The sequence below is a fragment of the Butyrivibrio sp. WCD3002 genome (genome assembly GCF_000424265.1).
GTDB lineage: Bacteria > Bacillota > Clostridia > Lachnospirales > Lachnospiraceae > Butyrivibrio.
The window spans coordinates 111,647-133,538 of the sequence record NZ_AUJO01000001.1 but is presented as its reverse complement, the minus strand read 5'-3'; the positions used below and the strand labels follow the sequence as shown (position 1 = coordinate 133,538).

The window sequence follows — 21,892 nt, the reverse complement described above, 5'->3', positions numbered from 1 at the left end:
CTTTTCCCTCATCCGCCCTTCGGGCACCTTCCCCCAAAGGGGGAAGGCTTTTTAGCCTTCCATCTGCCCTTCAGGCACCTTCCACCCAAGGGGGAAGACTTTTTAGCCTTCCATCTGCCCTTCGAGCACCTTCCACCCAAGGGGAAAGACTTTTTAGCCTTCTCCCTTGGGAGAAGGTGTCAGCGAAGCTGACGGATGAGGCTATATAATTAACTTCTAAGTGTAATATTAAGGCTCTCAAGGCCGTTGAGAATCTTCTTCATAGCTGCATTTACTTCATCATCAGCAAGAGTCTTCTCTTTATCTCTGAAGGCCAGTGAGTATGCCATTGACTTATAGCCCTTCTCAATCTGTGAGCCCTCATAGATATCGAACAGTTCGAGCTTCTCAAGCTTCTTACCGCCGCGCTGCTTGATCATCTTCTCAATCTCTCCTGCAGTAACAGCTGTAGGAACAACCATTGAAATATCACGGGTAACAGCAGGGAACTTAGCAATACCTGTGTATACACGGTTGTAGTTTGCATGAGGTACGATAGCAGGAAGGTCAAGAACTGCGATATATGTTCTTGCTCCGATTCCGTAGTTATCAAGAACCTCAGGATGAACCTCACCGAGATATCCGATGCACTCACCCTTGAAGGAAACTAAAGCCTGACGTCCGGGATGAAGGAAAGGCTTACCTGCCTTAGCGTCATACTCAAGCTCATCAGCCATGCCAATCTGTCCAAGGAACTCCTCAACAGCGCCCTTCATTGTGAAGAAATCGCCCTCTCCGTAGAAACCAAGTACAAACTGTGCTCTCTCATCAGGAAGCTCCTTAAGAGGAAGCTCCTTTGCAACATAGATATTTGCTATCTCATAGAGCTTAACATCCTTGTTTCTGCGCTTGTAGTTAGTTGCAAGGCTTGTAAGGATTACGTTAAGCGGAATTGTTCTCATAATTGAGAAGTCCTCACCAAGAGGATTTGAAATTGTAATCGCATTTCTTTCAGGTGCATCCTGGGCTAAAAGAAGCTTATCAAATACCTTGGGACTCTCGAAGGAATATCCGTATGCCTGTGAGAAGCCGCAGAACTGTGCAACCTCTCTTGCTGTCTTCTCAACTGTCATCTTGAAGGTAAGCTTACCTGTTGTAGGTGCATTCTTGGGAAGAGTTGAAGGAATCTTGTCATATCCCCAGAATCTTGCAACCTCTTCTGCAATGTCGCACATACCGATAAGATCCTGCCTGAAGCTGGGAACGATGATCTCGTTTGTAGTTTCATCATAGGAAAGCTCTTCTCTTGCGAAAATATCAAGCATTGTCTGTCTGTCAATATCTGTACCGAGAAGCTTATTGATCTTCTCAGGATCAAACTTAATTCTGTTAAGAGGTTTGATGGGAGACTTAACCTCAACGATACCCTGTGTAACCTTACCGCAGCCAAGCTCGTTTACAAGCTGACATGCGCGGTTGATGGCATCCTCCGCATTGTTGGGATCAAGACCCTTTTCAAAGAAGCCTGATGCGTCTGTACGAAGTCCGATTCTCTTGGAGCTCTTACGGATGTTAGGTCCGTTGAAGGTAGCTGCCTCAAACAGAACTGTTGTAGCATCCTCAGTGATCATAGAATTCTCACCGCCCATGATACCGCCGACAGCAACTTCCTTCTCGCCGTCACAGATCATGATTACTTCGCTGTCAAGATTTCTCTCCTGGCCATCAAGTGTTACGAACTTCTCACCATCCTTAGCGCGCTGTACGACAATCTTATTTCCTGCAATAGTGGAAAGATCAAAAGCGTGCATGGGCTGACCATACTCAAGCATTACATAGTTAGTGATATCAACGATGTTGTTAATAGGTCTTACACCGTTAGAAGCAAGTCTTCTCTGCATCCACTCAGGTGAAGGTCCGATCTTAACATCTGTTACGACTCTTGCGCAATAACGTGAGCAAAGGTCTGCATCCTTAATTTCTACTGAAATGTAATCAGAAGCCTTCTCCTCTGTCTCCTCAACCTTTACCTCGGGAGCCTTGAAGGGAAGCTTAAATGTAGCTGCTGCTTCTCTTGCAATACCAAGAATACTGTAGCAGTCTACTCGGTTACTGGTTACTTCGAACTCGAATACAGTGTCATGAAGTCCAAGGACCTCTACTGCATCTGCTCCAACCTCTGTGTCCTCAGGAAGAATGTAAAGTCCATCCTCAGGAGCATCGGGATAGAAATCCTTGGTTGAACCAAGCTCCTCGATTGAGCACATCATACCGTAGCTCTCGATACCACGAAGCTTACCGGCTTTAATCTTGATGCCGTCTTCAGGATTCGGGCTTCCGTCATGACCACCTGCAACTCTGCCGCCGTCAAGAACAACGGGAACCTTATCTCCTTCCTTCATATTCTTAGCGCCGGTAACAATCTGAATTTTCTCAGATCCGATATTAACCTGGCAGATAACAAGCTTATCAGCATCGGGATGCTGCTCAATTTTTTCAATCTGTCCTACTACGATTTTCTCTAAATTCTTATCAAGGCGATGAAAACCTTCGCCCTTTGTTCCGGAAAGAGTAAGTGCATCAAGGATCTCCTGATCACTTGCATTTAAATCCGGTACGTATGCTTTTATCCATGATAATGATGCGTCCATTCTTAACCTCCCAAATTAGAACTGCTCAAGAAAACGAATGTCGTTCTCGTAAAGTAATCTCATATCGTCTATTTCATATTTAAGTACTGCGATTCGCTCGAGACCGAGACCGAATGCGAAGCCTGTATACTCTTCGGGATCGATACCACTCATCTCAAGAACGTGAGGGTGTACCATTCCGCAGCCAAGGATTTCAATCCATCCCTCGCCCTTACAGAAACGGCAGCCCTTACCGCCACACTTGAAGCAGCTTACATCCATCTCAGCAGAAGGCTCTGTGAAGGGGAAGTGATGAGGACGGAATTTAACCTTAACATCCTCACCGAAGATCTCCTTTGCAAACTCAGCAAGAGTTCCCTTAAGATCAGCAAAGGTAATATCCTTATCAATTACAAGTCCCTCAATCTGGTGGAAGCTGGGGCTGTGTGTTGCATCAACCTCATCTGCTCTGAATACACGTCCGGGAGCTATCATCTTAATCGGAAGCTTACCCTTTTCCATCTCATGAACCTGAGTGGATGATGTCTGTGTACGAAGAAGAAGGTCTCCTGTTATATAGAATGTATCCTGTTCATCCTTTGCAGGGTGATCAGCGGGAATATTAAGTGCCTCGAAGTTGTAATAATCCTTCTCGACCTCGGGACCTTCAGCTACTTCGTAGCCCATTCCGATAAATACATTCTCAACATCCTCAAGTGTAATAGTATTGGGATGACGATGTCCTACATTATTCTTCTTAGCAGGAAGCGTAACATCTATAGTCTCGCTGGCAAGCTTTGCCTCACGAACAGCCGCCTCCATTTTCTTTTTGGTATGCTCGAGACTCTTCTCGATTTCTTCTCTGACTTCGTTTACCATCTGGCCGACCTTAGGTCTGTCCTCAGGTGCTACGTCCTTCATACTCTTAAGTATGCTTGTAAGCTCACCCTTTTTTCCAAGGACATTAACGCGAATGTCGTTAAGCATATCAAGACCTTCGGTGGCTTCGATCTGCTTAAGTGCGCTCTCCCTGATTTTGTCTAATTGCTCTTTAATCATGTTTACCTCCTGAAAAATAAAGATAAAAAAGTCCCTCACATCTTTTAGATGTAAGGGACGAATATAATCCGCGGTACCACCCTGATTCCTGCCACAAAAAACATGGCAGACACTTAATTTCATTAAATTGTAGCTCCGATGCGAAATTTCCGAACTGCCTTTACCTGATGAGCTCTCAGCCAGTGACTCATCTCTCTGTATGGAAAACAGAACATCCCGGGGATATTCCCCACATCCTCAACGCTCTTCACAATAGTTTAACGATGGGATAGTGAAAAGTCAAGACACCTTAGCTTCAAATCTCAAAGCATCATTCTACAAGGAACCAATCATCCGCACTCTCATCATAGTAGAATACCTCATCTGTATCCTCATCATAGTAGTAGGTTGTATCCGTCTTGTCGTCATAGAGATAAAGGGTTCCGTTTTCATAGAGATACCAGATTTCCTCTTCATAGTCGTAAATCCAGTTATCTTCCTCCCATTCATCCTGATAGCCGTAATAATCACCTGAATCATAGTCATAGCCATACTCACAGGAGCCGCCGCCACTTATATTACAACCGTACTCATCCTCATAGGCGCCCCAGCCATCCCAGCTGTCTTCAAAGCTGTCATAATTGTAGTAATCCTCGTAGCTGTCTGTGGATACAAATCTTGAGAGCCAATCTATGTATTCTTCATCAAAATCTATATCTTTATAGACGCTTTTCAGCTGCTCATAAAAATATGAATCGCCATAGGGAAGAGATACCGATAATCCTGTCAGCTCGTTTTTATCTGAGGTATGACCATAGTAGGCAACAGCTGCCTTCAGAGCAGACATAAGTGCTTTTGCCTCATCACTGCTATTGTCAATTCCCTCCACAAGCGCAAGAATGTCACTTATGTAGTAGTCAGACAGGGTTACATCACTTTCATCAAATCCCCACATGTCCCAAAAGCCTTTGCTTGAACGGCCCTTTGCCATGTGAATTTTACTGTAGTTCTTATTAAGTAGAGCATCTTCATTTTTGTAAGCATAGGCCTTCCATGCTGTAAAAAGATTTCTTGCCGTGGACTCGTTAAAAAGTCCAAGGCAGGCTGAATCGCCGCCAAAGCTGTCCTCGTTATCGCTTATGATGTCATCTATTATGTTTTTTCCAAGAAGCGGTGCAGAAATTCCGGGATTCTCTTCAAATTTCTTCATCCAGCCCGTATAGCTCCAGCCAAGTCCGGACTCAAAATCCTCTGATAAAACAGTGTATCTGCAAAAGGGAGACAGCGCATAACAGGTCTCAAGATTAGCCATAATGCAGCAGTCCATGCCTATAACATCAAAATATATATCGCTGTGTTCTGAAAAAGCAGCCGCCATCTCAGCAATAGTAAGGCTCGAATCCTGAGACTGCCACTCATCATATCCAAATCCGTAAACCGGACCGCCGCCATGATCCCAGAAAATAAAGATGTAGCGCTCAGCAGCGTAATTATCTTTACAAAAGCCGATAAATTCTGACAGAGTATCCTTTGAGGTGCAGTCAAGCTGTCCCAGCTTATCTCTCACAAGCTTAAGATCTCCGTTCTCAATCTTATAGGTCTGGGCTGTCTTTGATGAAATGCCGTAATTCTGCCATTCCTTAGTTCCCATGGTCTGGATTATTACATTGACATTATCTCCGATTCCGGACGAGATCATCTCCGCAATATCATCCGTGGCTTCTCCTGCATTGGTCTCAAGATCAGAGCCGTTCATGTATATCATAACGGTAGCTGATTTTGCCTCGGTTCCAACAGAAATACTCTCTACATTCGCAGAGGATGCCTCAGCAGCCCCCTTCTCCTTAGACGGACCTTCCTTTTCTTTTGACACACTTTCGGTTGAAGCACTCTCCTCCACGGCAGCAATAACATCCGCCTCTTCTCTCGGACGATCCTCCGACTCCTCATCATCAGGCATAAGCATAATGATTATGAAAAGTACACCAAGTACCGCCAGTATTGTAACAGTGATCTTTTTTAATTTACGCCACATAATCCCCTCATTATTTGAATTTAGCCTTCTTTGATGCGCCGGCCTTTTTCAGCATACTCTTATAGGAAGGTCTCTATGTCATATTGTCCCCTCAACCGTTTTATTATACTTTAATTAAATTGATAAAAAAATAACTTTTTGGATTTTTGATAGTCAGAGCTTTATCTGTAAGAATATTAAATGCGAGGAATCCACAGTTTAAGCGGATTCCTCGCATTTGTATCCATGATAAAGCATCATATGTTTCGGTAACATAGCGGCTCTATCAGACGTAAAACATCAAAACATATTCGAAGCAAAATGCAAATGGAATTATTTAACGATGATTTTCACAGTCTGTGTAGTCTTTTTAAACTTTCCTTTAGATCTTGCAATTTTAATGGTTACCTTCTGGGCTTTTTTCTTAAGCTTGTCATAGCTAATTTCATTCTTATTTTGTGTAATCTTAGCCTTTGTAGGATCATCGAACAGTTATGTTTTTGGTTTTACTCCACTTAGAATATACCCTGTTAGAATTAGATATCTTATATGTTCTGACTCTTACATAGTACTTCTTTCCTGACTTAAGTCCTTTAATTTTCTTTGAAGTAGTCTTATTCTTGCCAATTGATACAATCTCGACGTCCTTCTTGAACTTCTTATTTGTACTGTACTGAATCTCGTACCCCTTTATTCCATTTGAAGTCTGTTTTTTCCATGTAACAATAAATGATTTTTTTCCTGCTTTTACCTTTGAAACAGAAGTCTTAACCTGCTTTTTATCTATTATTTCCTTCTTTTCTTCGTTCGTAGGACTTACAGGATTTTGAGTCTGATCATCAGTTGTGGTTTGATTTTTATCCTGCTGGCCACCATTAGTGTTATTCTTGTCTCCGCCCTGGTTGCCGTTTTGGTCACCATTTTCATCATCATTTTGCTGCGTGGTATCAGCGCCAAATACTATTGTTGCTGTAGCTTTGGTTGTGTTATTTAGAGCAGCCCACTGCTGTGCATTACCTGCATAATAAATATAATCACAGCTGCTTAAATCAGTGTCTCCAAGACCTACTACCGGTAAATACAACTCCTTTCCGGTAAAACCACTAAATATACAAGGTTCAGAAATACCTGTGAATCCTGTCAGATCATATACATAAGCCTCTGAATGATTTCCCAAAGATAAGTTTACTAACGGACATCTAAAAAAAATATCATCTATATCCTCAACTTTTGATACATCCAGTCCGGACATATTAAGTGTCGCTAAAGATGAACAATCAGAAAACATATTATACATACTTCTTACTTTTGCTGTATTAAAGCCGTGAATATCCAGTGAAGTAAGCGACGAACATCCTTCGAACATACTGCTCATATATAATGCATTTCCAGTGTTAAATGTTCCAAAGGTTATTGTTGTGAGTGATGAACATCCCCTAAACATATCGCTAAAATATATAACATTTTGTGTATCCAACCCGCTAAGATCAAGTGTTGTAAGTTTGGAACAACCGCTAAACAATCCTGTCATCCTTTTAATAGCCGTTGTATCAACATTACCAATTATTAGCGTTTCAAGATTATTCAGGTCTTTGAAATAATCAAAGCACTGTAAATAACCGTCCGATATTAATGGGTTTTCGTTAGGATAGCTATAACCATGTATAGTAACGCCATCCTTGATGGTTATTTTCTTTAGGTTATATCCGGAATTAGATCCATAAAACTTAAAGTGATTATATTCATTCTGATTTTCATCGCCGAGTATGGTTGCATATTGTACTCCACTAATTGTGGCTGTAGCTTCTATTGTCAATTCTGAAGCTTTCTTCCCCTTATCTGAAAGTGCTGTAATAACCAGTTTATGATTCTGAGAATCCAAAGTATAAACAAAATCCTCATACCAGTTTCCACTTGCCTTGGCACTAGTACTGAATGCTATCAGGAAAAGTGCCATTACTATACTCATACACATTACCCTTCTTATCAAATTTGTTAACCATAATGCTCTGCTGTTTCCTCTAGATATAAAATCCTCCTTAAACGCATCACTAAAAGTTTAATCAACTTTTCATTTCTATAATTTTACGCCCCATATCTTAATTGCATATTAATTATCGCCAAAAAAATAATTAAACGAATTAAAAGCCATCGAAAAGTATCATTTCATACTCTTCAATGGCTTTATTTATGCATCTCCCATGATATTATTTTGTTTTCAGCTTTTTGATATTACTCCATATTGAATATATCTTATCAGAACCAGCTTTCTTGTAGGTGCGGATTCTGAAATAATACTTCCTTCCGGATTTCAGACGCTTTATTGTTTTTGATGTCGTTTTTGCATTACTTACAGTTACGGTTTTTATATTTTTTGAGAAACCTTTATCTGTACTATACTGAATCTCATAGCCCTTGATTCCGCCCTTAGTCTGCTTCTTCCATTTAAGAGTAATGCTATTCTTTTGGGCTGTGAGCTTTGAGAACTTCGTGGTCTTTTGTTTTGAATCGATATCCTCGGAAGCTGCCGATTCAGCTTCATGGGAAGTGGGTGTTTCCTTTACTTTAGGAGCCCCCTCGGTCTGAGTTGATGTTTCGGGCTTTTCTGTTGTTTTGGAATTATCTAATGGCCCAGAATTTTCTGATGGCTCGGGATCTTTTGCCGGTTCCGGCTCTTCTACCGTTCTATCTTTCCACAAAGCCTGTAGTACTGTCAATCCGGTAATCCTGATTTTTGAACCCGGTTCACCCATGTCCCACCTATCAAATTCTTTGCCTTTAGGAGCTATAAATGTGCATGACGGCAATGTGTAATATGATCCCTGCTCAACAGATATTCTTTTCATGGTTCCGCTTCCGCCATTTGGATCGAAGCCTACTGTGCACATGGGTTTTTCAGGCTCTGAAGGGGCATAATCAGGATCTCTTTCAAAAACTGCTTGAATTTCAACATCTGAATCTGTAAGAACAAGAGTATCATTGGTTATTGTCGCTTTACCTGATATAATCTTCCATTCTTTGAACTTGGATCCTTTACATGTTGTCTTATAAAGATTAAACTTTGCCCCTTTGATACCCCAGTCTGTTTTGCTGATTTCCCTGGGATCCAGGCTGGCAAAACCTCCCCCACCGGTATAAGACAGGGTAACATTGTACCTACCTGGTATATCCTTTAACTTTATCTTCACAGAATCAGAGTTTGCGCAGCTGTTCAGATCACTTGACATGGTTCTGATAACAAATTCGTTGTTTGTCAAAAAAAACTTTACAGTACAACCTGCTTCAATTCTTGAAGGAGAGCTGTAATACTCAGCAATCAAATCCGATGACACAGCCTTGAAAGATACGTACGTGTTTTTAACACCAACTTCTTTTCCTACAATATAATCCTTTGCCATAGGTGTTTTCTTGCTGATAGTCGTTGAATACTCAGAAATTCTTAATTTGGAATTCTTTTTATAATCACTTATGTATGCCTTATTTGAAGAAAGTGTAATGGGTTCGGATGAATATAAAACATACAAAGTCATCTTCCCCAGCTGGTTATACTTCCAGCTTCCTTTGTAATCAATAGTTTCATTTGCCTTAAGCGAAACATTCTGAAAGGTTCCAAGGCGCGGGTTGTCTAAGTTAGAGCCGGAAATATACCCGTAAAAAAAGATTTTATCTTTGCTTCCATTTTGGCTGTTTGCTATCATGCAGGCATAATAACCTTCTGATATTGTTTTGAAGTGAACATGATCTCCTTCGAATCGAACCTCAGTCGCTGCTTCATTTGACGCCGCTTTGGATACAATGGATGAACACACAAACACAGAAAAAATACACATCATGGATGTGATGAAAAGTAAGAAAGTTTCTTTGATTGTCTTCATAAGTTTTTCCCCTAAAACTTTTTTTCTTCCCCTCAAATAACGATTATACTACACAGAAAGCCGTTATGGTAAAAGGAAAAATATCCCGTACTGACATAACATTGTGATATAATCTCAATAACTTTTAACACGTACCATAAACAGAGGCTAAACATGAATGAACTTGATGAACGTTACAGCACCGCTGAGGATGCCATAATAGATGCATTTTTCCTGCTCATTAAGGAAAAGGATTTTGATAAGATCACAGTTTCTGATGTGATAAAAAGGGCCGGCATTGTCCGCAGCACCTTCTATAACCACTACGAGAACATTCCCGCACTGGTAACTGCAGCTGAGGATAAGACCATAGATGACATTTTTCACATGATGGAAAGCTTCCACCCTGAAAATAACAAGGATATCTGCCGCTCCTATTTTCTGGCGATCTGCAATTACACCAAAAAGAATCCCTTTCTTGCAGGACTTCTAGAGAGCGCAAGAGGTGACGGGTTCTTTGAAAAGGCCATGCTTATGTTCCATAAATATGTAACGGGCAGGTCAGATGAATACCACTTTCAAAACGTTTCCAAAGAACAGTACACATACATGATTGCCGGCACAATAGGTGCCACCATCGGCGTCCTTCACAAATGGACAGCCGAGGACTTCGCATCCCCGGCTGAAAATATTGCTGATATTCTTACTACTATCTTTTTGAACGGTATTTTCCCGTTTATGTATTGATTTTAATATGGCTGCTATGCGGCAGGATTCTCTTTAAGAGCATCCTGCCTTTTTATTTTGCCTGTGGTATTTCTGATAAAGGGCGTCTTGCGGATAACCAGTGCTGTGATGTGTCTGTAGGTGGGCTGTGATTTGTTGAACTCATCGATGAAGCTCTGTATTTCTTCTCTGATATCCTCCTCTGAGAGTTTTCTTTTATCCACCTGCTCAGGTTCAGGGAAAATCCTTGCCGTAAGTCCGTTGTTTTCACCGGTTATTACAACCTCTGCTATAAGCGGATGCAGAGCCAGTTTGTTCTCTATCTCTTCAGGTGATACGTTCTCGCCATTGGACATTATAATCAGATTCTTTACTCTTCCATTTATGAAAAGATAACCATCCTCATCAATATATCCCTTATCCCCTGTGTGAAGCCATCCGTCTGTGATGGTCTCCGCTGTTTCATCAGGCATCTTGTAATAACCCTTCATAACGCTGCTGCCCCGGACAAGAATCTCTCCATTCTCAAACGCAATCTCAACATTCTTAAGGGGCTTTCCTATGGATCCCGGCTTATGATTATCCGGCGTGTTACTTGTAATTACAGGTGAGCACTCACTCATACCATAGCCCTCAAGTACATCGATTCCGTATTCTGCAAACTTCTCAATATAGAAGGAATCAAGGTGAGCTCCGCCCGTGAAGATTATGCGAAGCTTACCGCCAAAGACCTTTTCATAAATACCCCTTCTTATAGCGTACAGTACATTATTGGGGATTGCCGATTCAGGGACACCTGTTGCCTCCATGGCTCTTGCAATAGCATCCTGCTCCGCCGATGCCACCTTCTTATAAATCGTCTCTATCATAAGAGGCACCATCAGCATTACTTCAGGCTTAAAAACAGACATATTCCTCACCATATGCATAAAGGAATCATTGATACATACAACCGAGCCAAGAGAAAGAGTCTTAAGGTAGTCCATCACAAGACAATATGCATGATGAATCGGCAGAACGCTAAGCACCACACATCCCGGATTTGCATCATATACAACGTTATTCACGTTTTCAGCAAGGTTCTCCTGACTAAGCATTACTCCCTTGCTTTTTCCGGTTGTTCCCGAGGTATAGATAATCGTTGCAATTTCATAATCTCCGGCTCCTGACACCTCTATATCGTGCTTCGGGAAAGCTTCGAACTCTTCCTTTGTCAGCATCCAAATATCTCTTATCTTAGGACAACTTTCTAATGCCTTTTCCTTTAATGAAGCTCTTGCCTCCGATAAGAAAAGTGCCTCGCAGTCAGCCCTTTGCAAAAGCTCTATAAGCTCATCATCAGGAAGATTAGCATCAAGAGGTACTGCGATATTTACTCCTGTGACTATTCCAAGATATCCTTCAAGCCACTGTTCGGAGCTGGTACCGATAAGTGCGATATGTGAGCCTCTGTATCCACCTTTTTCCAGCATAGCTCTGACATCCTTAACCTTCTCATCTATTTCCCCATAGCTCTTTTCACATATATTCTTTTTCGAAAGCCACCTAAGAGCCGGAAGCTTTGCGTATTTCTTTACAGTGTCATCCCAGATAGATCTTATATTTTTCATGGTCTCCTCCTTAATACCTAAATGCAGTTTTGCCTGACCTTATGTGCTTTATCTCACATTCTGCTAAATACCATCAGGACTCACTATGCATCATGCCGTCAGCTTGCCATATCCAGCTCATTCAAAAGCTCCAGTGCTTCACCGACGGTTGAAATAGAAGTAGCCTGCTCCGGCTCTAATTCAACATCAAATTCATCCTCCAGCTCTCCAAGAAATGACATAAAATCCAATGAACTGAATCCCAGATCCTCTCTGAACCTTAAGTCCCCCTTCATCTTCTCCGGCAAAACCTCACAATACTGCGCAATAATAGTTTTGAACTTCATCTCTTTACTCATAATGTCTCCTCCTTAAACCTCACTAAGTGATTACTTAAACCGCTTCCATCAATTCACCAACCGTCATATCCGGCTGCTCGATTCCTCTGAACAGTATTCTCATCAGGTAGTAATTCATCAGTTCCACATCCTTTTCCGATAGCTGCACTGTCTGGTAGTGATATGAAAAGTTCATTCCGCCATCCTCCGTGTGTGAAACCGTAAGATACATCTTCTTTGTTGCCGCTCCGTTTGCAAACCACTTGGCATGCATCGGTATATCCTTAAGAAATGGGTTCGACATCTTCACCGGCATTGGCTGATAGGTGAGATAACAGCTCTCATAAGTAGTATCCTCGGGCGTACCGTAACGCTTTTTTATCTCATCATAGATAAGCGCCGGATCATAATTACTGTGCATGTATATCCTGTTCTGTGTATTCTGGACTTCATATGCAGCATCGATAAATTCCGTATCTGCGGCAATTACTGTTCTGCAAGGGAACATGATGGTCCTGCTGCCGCCTGATGTCCACTCATCCCTTGTGGCTCTTCTTGATATGAAGTTCTGTATTGAAATGTCCTCCTGTCCACCGTTTTGCTTTGACAGATATGTTCTGATTCCAAGAAGCAAAAGATTTGTCATTGAGATATTGTGATTCTGGCAAAAATCAAACAATCTCTTGGAAGGCTCAGGATCAAGCTTATAATCCTTTACTGTCACAAACAGTTCCTTGCGCTCTATATCAGCACTCCTTAGTTTTTTATTCTTATGTCTTTTCCTTGACTCCTCCAGAACCGAAGGGCCCTGTATATCCGAATACAAAGGCTCTCCCAGCTTATCGAGCTGTTCATCCCAGAACCGTTTATCCCTGTTAAAACGCTTCTCATTTCCTGCCTTTTGCAGATCCGCTTCTAAGACACTTTCAAAATCCGCAAGGTCTTCCGGGTAATCAGAGCCAAATCTGTAATGGGTATAAAGAGCCATGATATCATTGGTCATAACCATTACCCCGCAGGAATCAATAAGTCTGTGATCCATGTGTATGAAAAATCCGCGATACTCCTCAGGGAGCTTAACCATAAAAACCTCACACATGGGTATGTCGTCACCATCAAAGGTTTTATAGGCCCAGCTTTGCATAAGGTCATCTGCTTCCTTCAGACTCATTCCCGTAAGATCCTTTAATGGAATATCTCTTGAATCCTTTTTAAGATACTGTCTGACATTCCCCTCTTCATCGGCCTTTGTGAACCTAAGCCTCATGCATCCGTATCTTTCCATCTCAAGCTGAATACATTTTTTGAGAAGTCCAAAATCAATTTCAGCCTTCAGGGAAGCTACAACGCTAAGTCCTGAAACCTGCTGTGTTCCATATTCCTTAATCCATTTGTAGTGCATGTTCTGCGCCGGAGTAAGTGGATATGTCTTTTTCATAACTCTCTCCTCGTTTCCATAAACTCTTTTGTTTTCTAATAACAATATGGACGGTATCACAAATGTTTTCCCTGTACTACCCCTCTTGGAGCTTAATGAACACATGCAATAAAAATGACCGGAACATATCGAACACTTCTATTTCAAATGTTCGATATCTCCGGTCACTGACCTTTTTCGTTATATGTATTTAAGCTTTAGATTACATTCCTGTCTCTATCTCGATTGTACTGCCATTCTTTCCCTTTTTAACCTTTATCTGCTGCGGGATATTCTCTACCAGCTCCTCTCTGTGGCTTATGACACCTACAAGCTTATTGGCATTTGAAAGCCCAAGAAGAATATCCATGGCATTATCGATAGACTTCCTATCCAGTGTTCCAAAGCCCTCATCTATGAAAAGAGCATCCATCTGAATTCCGCCCATACTTGAAGATACAGTATCGGAAAGGCCAAGAGCAAGGCTAAGGGATGCCTTGAAGCTCTCACCACCGGAGAGATTACCTACAGGTCTTCTCTTACCTGTGAAGTTATCCAGAACCTCAAGATCAAGGAAGGTATTACTCTGTCTGCCAAGTAAGTCTCTCTGTCTGAAAAGCTCAAACTGGTTATCGCTCATTGGATAAAGTCTTCTGTTGGCTGCTCTTATTATTCCGTCGAAGCCTGCTGCCTGGATATACTGCTCGAGGGTTATCTTACCGTTTCCGGTGGTACCCTTTACAAGACTGTACAGACGCTTACAGGTATCATGCTCCTTTACAGCTTTCGAAAAAGCTTCGTCCTGGGCCTTAATCTTATCCCTGCGCTCTTTATTAGTCTCTATTCGAAGTCCTATCTTTCCGGCATCGCTCCTAATGGCATTTACCCTTGCGTTTAGCTCATCTACATTCTCCTGAAGGGCTTCAATATCCACATAGCTTCGTCCCTCAGCGTCCTTTTTGGCCTTCTCAAGATTTGATGCGCAGAGCTTAACCTCGGTTTTATAGTCTGAAAGAGTCTTCTCTCCTTCTTCTATCTCTTTTTCAGGGACTATATACGCCTTAAGATCATCTACCGATTCAAAGGACATCTGACTTATTAAAAGCTCAAACTCCTTTTCCTTCCGGGCATACTCATCACTGTCCTTAGTCAGCGCTTCATTAAGGGTCTTTATGGTCGCATCCAGTTCCGTTACCCTTTTATCAAGGTTCTGCTTTGCTGTTCTTGCTTCTTCAATCTCATGGGTTATGTCTTTATACTCTTTTCCTGCCTCCTCCATGGCAGTTGTTGCTGCTGCAAGATCAGGATAGCTTAACTGCTCAAGTTCCCCAAGAGCGCCTATGCAGGCAGAATACTCCTTAGAATTTTCGCTTTGCTCCTTTAGAAGATTATCCTTTTCCTCTAAAAGCTTATCTCTCTCTTCACCCTGTGCTTTTTTAAGCTCCGCATCAGCTTCACTAAGCGCCAGAGTATCTGTCTTTACCTTTGCTATCTCAGTTTCCTTTTCACTTATAACGGTTTTAAGCTCATCCCTTGCAGGTGCGATTTTCCCGGCTATTTCGTCAAAGGCTGCGCCTTCCAAGCTCCGATCTCCAAAAACATCCTTCTCGAGAATATCCATGGCATTGACTCTAAGCTGGTTTTCAATCTCCGTAACAGAAGCCTTATCCTTTTCTGCCTCAGTAAGAGCTTTATTCTTAGCACTCAATGCCTTATCGCAAAGCTCTGATAGCTTCTTAAACTCTTCCTCTGTTATGGATTCCTTTGAAAGAATCGCAGGCTCAGGATGGTGGACAGATCCGCATACAGGGCACTTTTCTCCATCCTTTAAGGTAGCTGCCAGAATTCCCGCTCTGCTGTTTTCAAGGATCTTTTCAGCATCATTTTTAGATTCAAAGGCCTTATCATAGGCTTCTCTTGCTGACTCGAATTTACTCTGCTTTTCCAAAAGTAAAGCTTTCTTCCCGTTAAGAGATGGAATTCTCTCATCGGCAATGTCATTAAGGTCTGACAGAATCTCTGACAATTCCTTATAGGAAGCATCTAAAGAAGCAAGCCTTTGCGGTGCATCAGACAGCTCTGAAACAGTCTTTACCAGTCTCTCTGTTTTCTCCTTAAGCTCTGTTTCTTTTTTAGTAATATCCTCAAGCCTGCCTGTTATGTCTTCACTCTTTTTCTTTAAAGCCTTTGCCCTTGTATTTAAATTATCTCTGTTTATATACTTCTCTTTTTCCGATTCAATCTTATTTACAAGATTATTCAGTTCAAGAGCCCTGTCGTTTTTACTCTCTGCATTTTCTAATCTCTCGACTGCAGCTTCCATGTGACTCTTGTTTTCTTCTAAATCTTTCTCAGCCTTCTCAATGGATGCCTTCGTGGTCTCAATATTCGCGCTGAGCTTCTCAATCTGATCAAGCTGTGGCTTACACTTATAGACGGCATTTTTCTGCTTTTCGGTAATATCCTTAAGCTTATCCATCCGGGGCCTTTTCTCATCCAGCTCATTTTTCTTTTTAAGTGTAGCCTCCAGAGTCTCTATAAACATGTTATTGTCTGTGGCTGTGGCCAGCTCCTTGTTTGCACCAGAAAGCTCCTCCTCAAGCTTACCGAGACCGTCCTTTATTTCCTCATTCTTTTTTTCATCTATCTCCACTATCCTGTCTATGGAGGAAACCAGCTCTTCCGTATTCCATACACTCTTTGCGGCCTTCACCCGCTCCCTTAGCTCGATAATATCCTCAGGCAGGGCCTCCGGGTCAGCAACAACCACATCATTAAAATACTGCAGGATACTCTCCTGAGTTCTGATCTTTACGCCAAATGCCGCATCCATTTTTGCCTTAAGCTTAAACTCAATATCCTTGTAGCTGTTTGTCATGAAAATTGTTCTGAGGATATCCGTTCTCTGATCAGTATTTGCATTTAAAAGAGACCAGAATTCTCCCTGGGCTATCATGGCTATCTGTTTAAACTGCTTGTAGTCTATTCCCAAAAGATCCTTGACCGCATTATTTACAGGCGTTAATCCCTCTACCTGCACCTTGTCATCCTCATAGAGAATCGCCTTTTCTTTTACGGAAACCATACCTGTTCCGCGCTGCTTTGGTCTCTCGTAGGCTGGCTGTCTGTATACATGGTACTCATGTCCCTGATGAGAAAAATAAAAATCCACATAGCTCTCTGTACCGTCGGCAGCATACTCGCTTCTTAGGTTCTTGGTATCACGGTAGTTTCCGCTGGTCTGGCCGTATAGAGCAAAGCATATAGCATCAAAAATAGTGGTTTTTCCCGCTCCGGTATCACCGCAGATAAGGAAAAGTCCTTTTTCTTCAAATTTCGTAAAATCTATCTCTTTGGCCTTTCCGGCATAAGGTCCAATGGCACTTATTTCAAGTTTAATCGGCTTCATCCACTACACCTGCCTCTCTGCCAACCTCCTTCATTATAAGGAGCTCGTCTTCTGTAATCTCACATCCATATACCTGCCTGTAGAAATCAGAAATAAGATCCGTGAATGATCTTTTCTCTGTAAAATCGGTCGGATCTACATGCTCTATGCTTCTTGTGTGCTCGTTGTCATACTCGATCTTAACAGTATTGGGGTAATACTGCTGAAAAATGCTCATGGCATCATTTACGATGTTTTCATCCGTAAGAACAGCATAGATAAAATCCTCTGTATCTGTCACGTTCTCACTGCTAAGGAGCTGCTTAAGCTCACCTTTTATACGTCTAAGATCTCGCTTTGGCTTAAGCGGTATAAGCTCAATATCCAGTTCGCCCTTTTCACCTACAGTAACAAAAGGAACTGATTTATCATTACTTACTTCGCTAAGAGAATACTTTATAGGAGAGCCTGAATATCTTATATGTTCATGCCCCACCTTCTGCGGAGAATGAATGTGCCCAAGGGCCACGTAATCAAAGTTCTCCATGGTGCTGTAGGATATTCTCTCAACCGTTCCCACACTAAGTGCCTGAATATGTTCAGATCCCGCCAATACAGGGTCTGCTCCTCCCGCAACAAACTGATGAGCTACAAGTACGTTCCTCTCATCCTTATTAAAATCAGAATGCTCAAGGACGCATTTTACCGCATCATCATAGGTCTCTATCTTTTCATCCGGGAAAAAGTGACGAACCTGAGATGCTTTAATAAAAGGCAAAAGATAAATATTCACATCGCCAACAGAATCTGTGAACACATGGCGGTAAAGATGTCCGTCAAATTTAGAACAAATATATATTCCGCTCTCTTCAAAAAGAGCGCTTCCAAATCCCAGTCTCTCATCAGAGTCGTGATTACCGCTGATCACAAAAACCTTGATATTATTTTCAGATAAGCTGCAGAAAAAAGAATCAAGAAGGCCAACCGCTGCTTCCGATGGAATTGCACGGTCATACACATCCCCTGCTATGAGGATGGCATCAGCCTTCTTTTCTTTAGCAATATCAATAATTCTGTCAAGGATATATCTCTGATCCTCAATGAGATCAAATTCACCAAGGCTCTTTCCAAGGTGAAGATCACCCAAATGTAAGAATTTCATGTTTCCTACTCACCTACCTTATCGAAGAATGTATAGTCCTTTATATCAAGCTCAGGCATAAGCTCATGATTTATGATATCAAGCATCTCGTTGAGCTTTGCATAGTCTTCCGGTGAAAATCTCTCCTGACATCTTTTCATAAGGATTTCCAGATAATCCTGATTTATCTGTCTGTAAGACATATATTTTTGGGTGGGTCTAAGATGATATTCTCTGGCATCATCCTTGGACTGTATCTTCTCCACATATCCCTTCTGAACAAGGCATTTTATTCTGTGGGCAGCATTTGGAGATGAAATATTCACCACCCCCGCAAACTGCGCAACAGTTGGCTCACCAAGTGCCATAATAACCTCCATACTGAAGGACTCAACCGTGGTAAGTGTAGCCTCCCTGTTTTCAAAACGGGAATAGACCTTCATATAAAAATGCAGACGAAGCTTGTCGTAAATCTCACTAATAGATGTATTGAACATTATCTAAATTTCCTTTAATCATTTTTATAAATTATAGCATACAAAGAGGTTTATTTATGTTTATCTTATAGAGATCAAAATGAATTTTTATATGATAAAAACCGACCTCCATATCAGAATAAAGGTCTGATTATGAAGATCGGCTTTAATGTCTTTATACTGAGTTATCCTCTTTTCTACGTATCACGCAGTCTTTTTAGAAATCAACCTCTGTGTCGTAGTAGCAGCACTTAAGGAGCTTCTCCATCTCTTCCTGGCTGGGCTGACGAGGATTGGAGCCTGTACATGCATCAAGAATTGCATTTGCAGCGATGTCATGGAGTCTTGCAAGGAATACATCCTCAGGAACAAAGCCCTGCTCTGCCGGAAGTCCGTCAGCGCCGTAGTGATTGATACTGTGAGGAATGTTGAGGTCATCATTCATCTTGCGCAGATACTCGATAAGGAGCTTAACCTTCTCATCATCATTTGATCCGCCAAGGTGCATATAATCAGCGATAACGCCATAGCGCTTCTTAGCTACAGGGTCTTTAGCGTTGAATGCAACAACCTTAGGAAGGTACATAGCGTTTGCAGCACCGTGGATGATGTGAGCACCAAGATCAGCGAAAACAGCGCCGGTCTTGTGAGCCATTGAATGAACGATACCAAGAAGTGCATTGGAGAATGCCATTCCTGCAAGGCACTGTGCGTTGTGCATAGCATCTCTTGCGTCCATATCCTCGTTATATGACTTAACCAGATTATCCATGATCATCTCAATTGCATGAATAGCGAGAGGATCTGTGTAATCGCAGTTAGCTGTGGAAACATAAGCCTCAACAGCGTGTGTCATAGCATCCATACCGGTGTGAGCAACCAGCTTCTTGGGCATTGTGTGAGCAAGCTCAGGATCTACGATTGCAACATCGGGAGTGATCTCGAAGTCAGCGATAGGGAACTTAATACCCTTCTGATAATCTGTAATGATCGAGAATGCAGTAACCTCTGTAGCTGTTCCTGATGTTGAAGAAATAGCACAGAATTTTGCCTTGGTACGGAGCTTGGGAAGTCCAAATACCTTGCACATATCTTCAAATGTGGTATCAGGATATTCATACTTGATCCACATAGCCTTAGCAGCATCGATAGGTGAGCCGCCGCCGATAGCAACGATCCAGTCGGGCTGGAACTTCTGCATAGCTTCAGCACCCTTCATAACTGTTTCAACGGAAGGATCGGGCTCGATACCCTCAAAGAGCTCAACTTCCATTCCGGCTTCCTTAAGGTAATCCTCTACCTTCTGTAAAAAGCCGCCCCTTTTCATTGATCCGCCACCAGTGCAGACGATGGCGCGCTTGCCCTCGAAAGTCTTCAGTGCTTCAAGAGCACCTTTTCCATGATAAATATCTCTGGGCAGAGTAAAACGTGACATACCAAATACCTCCTTTAAAAAATAATCTTGTTAAAAAAATAACGTAACCCAAAGATTATTATAATAGGTAAATTTCTATAAATCAAATCTTGACTTTTTAAAATATTTACGATTTTTCGAAGATCAGATAACCGAAAATGTGATTTCTGCTCTTGTAGCGACCTTACCTTCCACAAGAGCCTCTGCCTCGGCAACACCTACGAGGCCTTTACTTCGTATCATTTTTACCCGAAGCTCTAAAACATCCCCCGGTACAACCTGCTTTTTAAATCTGGCATTTTTTATTCCGCCAAATAGCGCAATCTTACCTTTATTTTCAGGAAGTGAAAGCGCAGCTACGGCCCCTGTCTGTGCCAATGCTTCAATTATCAGAACCCCCGGCATTATTGGCTTTCCGGGAAAATGTCCCTGAAAAAAGGGCTCGTCCATACTCACGCATTTTCTGCCAACAGCCCATGTTCCGGGCTCATAATCCAGAATCCTGTCAACCAGCGCAAAAGGATATCTGTGGGGCAAAATCCCTTCTATCTCCTCAGCTGAAAGAGTATTTTTATTTTCTCTGTCCATTACTTCTTCTAACATCATAAACCTCACGCCTTTTTAAAAATAAGGCAGGCATTGTGGCCGCCAAAACCAAGGCTGTTACTAAGAACATATTTAAGCTCTTTAGATACGCCTTTTCCAGGAACATAGTTTAAGTCCATCTCAGGATCCGTCTCCTTTAGTCCCACTGTCGGAGGTACAAAATCATCCTCCAGAGCCTTTATCGAAAATACAGCTTCAACTCCTCCTGCTCCTCCAAGAAGGTGCCCTGTCATGGACTTGGTACTTGATACAAGGAGCTCATAGGCATGCTTTCCAAAAACCTTCTTAACAGCCGCTGTCTCATACTTATCATTAAGACTTGTTGAGGTTCCATGGGCGTTAATATAATTGATATCCTCCGGACTAATCCCTGCGTCCTTTATTGCCAGCTCCATGCAGGCTGCTCCTCCCTCTCCGTCAGGGGATGGTGAAGTGATATGGAACGCATCGCAGTTACTGCCATATCCAACTATTTCAGCATATATATGAGCATTTCTTTTTAATGCGTGCTCATACTCTTCAAGAACCAGAATTCCACTGCCTTCTCCCATGACAAAGCCATTTCTGTCTTTATCAAAGGGGATGCTGGCTCTATCAGGATCCGTGGTTTCAGATAAAGCCTTCATATTCTGAAAGCCCGCAATACCAAGAGGCGTAATGCAGCTTTCTGTTCCGCCGCAAACCATCACATCCTCATATCCGTCACGAATTCTGAAAAAGCTGTCTCCTATGGCATTACTGCCGCCTGCGCAGGCTGTCACAGGGCATGAACACATTCCCTTAAAGCCATGCTGTATTGCGATTCTTGCCGCAGCCATATTGGAAATAGTCATGGGCACATAAAAGGGATTAACCTTATCAAATCCCATTTTGTTTGCGCGATCAAGCTGCGCCGCGGTAACCTCAAGGCCGCCTATTCCGCTTGATACTATAACTCCGCACCTTGCAGCATCTGCCGCAGTAACCTTTGAAGAATATGAATATTCCTCATCACCATCGCACAGCCCGGAATCCTTAATTGCTTCCTCCGCTGCAAAAAGAGCAAGCTGCGTGAACCTTGCCATATGGCGTAGCTCTCTTTTCTCAAGTCTTGTTTCAGGAGCAAAATCCTTAACCTCTGCAGCAACCTTAACCTTAAAATCCGTGGTATCAAATGCCGTTATAGTACCAACTCCGCTTTTTCCGGTCTTAACCGCTTCCCAGCTTTCTGTCACGCTGTTTCCCGTAGGATTAATGGTTCCAAGTCCTGTAATAACTACTCTTCTTTTTGTATTCATAATTC

15 protein-coding genes are annotated in these 21,892 nt (G+C 42.1%); 1 reads left to right on the top strand and 14 read right to left on the bottom strand.

All coding sequences use genetic code 11. The annotated features are described in order from the left end of the window. Window positions 1-209: 209 nt before the first annotated feature. The 5 genes from pheT to G608_RS0100535 form a co-directional block, all read right to left on the bottom strand. A complete protein-coding gene (pheT, locus tag G608_RS0100555) occupies window positions 210-2,630 on the bottom strand; it encodes a phenylalanine--tRNA ligase subunit beta (RefSeq protein ID WP_026494357.1) in 2,421 nt (806 codons plus the stop codon). Window positions 2,631-2,645: 15 nt separating this feature from the next. Further along, entirely contained in the window at window positions 2,646-3,665 is a 1,020-nt protein-coding gene (pheS, locus tag G608_RS0100550) for a phenylalanine--tRNA ligase subunit alpha (RefSeq protein WP_026494356.1), read from the bottom strand. A gap of 313 nt (window positions 3,666-3,978) precedes the next feature. Next, on the bottom strand, window positions 3,979-5,682 hold the full coding sequence (locus G608_RS22045; protein ID WP_026494355.1) for a clostripain-related cysteine peptidase: 1,704 nt from the start codon (window positions 5,680-5,682) through the stop codon (window positions 3,979-3,981). A gap of 460 nt (window positions 5,683-6,142) precedes the next feature. Next, window positions 6,143-7,630, bottom strand: coding sequence for a BspA family leucine-rich repeat surface protein (locus tag G608_RS22040; RefSeq protein WP_051208649.1), 1,488 nt, complete (start codon window positions 7,628-7,630; stop codon window positions 6,143-6,145). Window positions 7,631-7,868: 238 nt separating this feature from the next. Further along, entirely contained in the window at window positions 7,869-9,536 is a 1,668-nt protein-coding gene (locus G608_RS0100535) for a fibronectin type III domain-containing protein (RefSeq protein ID WP_026494354.1), read from the bottom strand. Between the two features lie 153 nt (window positions 9,537-9,689). Between G608_RS0100535 and G608_RS0100530 the strand changes: the two genes are divergently transcribed. Beyond that, window positions 9,690-10,262 (top strand): TetR/AcrR family transcriptional regulator, encoded by a 573-nt coding sequence (locus tag G608_RS0100530; RefSeq protein ID WP_026494353.1) that lies wholly within the window; start codon window positions 9,690-9,692, stop codon window positions 10,260-10,262. A gap of 14 nt (window positions 10,263-10,276) precedes the next feature. Here the strand turns inward: G608_RS0100530 and G608_RS0100525 are convergent, their stop codons facing one another. The 9 genes from G608_RS0100525 to fabF all read right to left on the bottom strand — a co-directional run bounded on the left by G608_RS0100525 (window position 10,277) and on the right by fabF (window position 21,887). Then, the gene (locus G608_RS0100525; protein WP_035794242.1) at window positions 10,277-11,851 is read right to left on the bottom strand and encodes an AMP-dependent synthetase/ligase; all 1,575 of its coding nucleotides are present in this window, start codon (window positions 11,849-11,851) and stop codon (window positions 10,277-10,279) included. 98 nt (window positions 11,852-11,949) lie between these two features. Then, window positions 11,950-12,189: an acyl carrier protein gene (locus tag G608_RS0100520; RefSeq protein ID WP_026494351.1), complete on the bottom strand. Its 240-nt coding sequence runs from the start codon at window positions 12,187-12,189 to the stop codon at window positions 11,950-11,952. A 34-nt stretch (window positions 12,190-12,223) separates the two neighbouring features. Beyond that, the gene (locus G608_RS0100515) at window positions 12,224-13,606 is read right to left on the bottom strand and encodes a condensation domain-containing protein (protein WP_026494350.1); all 1,383 of its coding nucleotides are present in this window, start codon (window positions 13,604-13,606) and stop codon (window positions 12,224-12,226) included. 202 nt (window positions 13,607-13,808) lie between these two features. Then, on the bottom strand, window positions 13,809-16,994 hold the full coding sequence (locus tag G608_RS0100510) for an AAA family ATPase (protein WP_026494349.1): 3,186 nt from the start codon (window positions 16,992-16,994) through the stop codon (window positions 13,809-13,811). Beyond that, window positions 16,981-18,135, bottom strand: coding sequence for an exonuclease SbcCD subunit D (locus G608_RS19365; RefSeq protein WP_035794235.1), 1,155 nt, complete (start codon window positions 18,133-18,135; stop codon window positions 16,981-16,983). The genes G608_RS0100510 and G608_RS19365 overlap by 14 nt, the downstream gene beginning before the upstream one ends. 5 nt (window positions 18,136-18,140) lie before the next feature. Further along, window positions 18,141-18,611, bottom strand: coding sequence for a MarR family winged helix-turn-helix transcriptional regulator (locus G608_RS0100500; protein ID WP_026494348.1), 471 nt, complete (start codon window positions 18,609-18,611; stop codon window positions 18,141-18,143). Window positions 18,612-18,807: 196 nt separating this feature from the next. Continuing rightward, the gene (locus tag G608_RS0100495; RefSeq protein WP_026494347.1) at window positions 18,808-20,025 is read right to left on the bottom strand and encodes an iron-containing alcohol dehydrogenase; all 1,218 of its coding nucleotides are present in this window, start codon (window positions 20,023-20,025) and stop codon (window positions 18,808-18,810) included. Window positions 20,026-20,148: 123 nt separating this feature from the next. Next, window positions 20,149-20,607, bottom strand: coding sequence for a 3-hydroxyacyl-ACP dehydratase FabZ (fabZ, locus tag G608_RS0100490; protein ID WP_242829322.1), 459 nt, complete (start codon window positions 20,605-20,607; stop codon window positions 20,149-20,151). A gap of 8 nt (window positions 20,608-20,615) precedes the next feature. Further along, window positions 20,616-21,887: a beta-ketoacyl-ACP synthase II gene (fabF, locus tag G608_RS0100485; protein ID WP_026494345.1), complete on the bottom strand. Its 1,272-nt coding sequence runs from the start codon at window positions 21,885-21,887 to the stop codon at window positions 20,616-20,618. Window positions 21,888-21,892 lie beyond the last annotated feature (5 nt).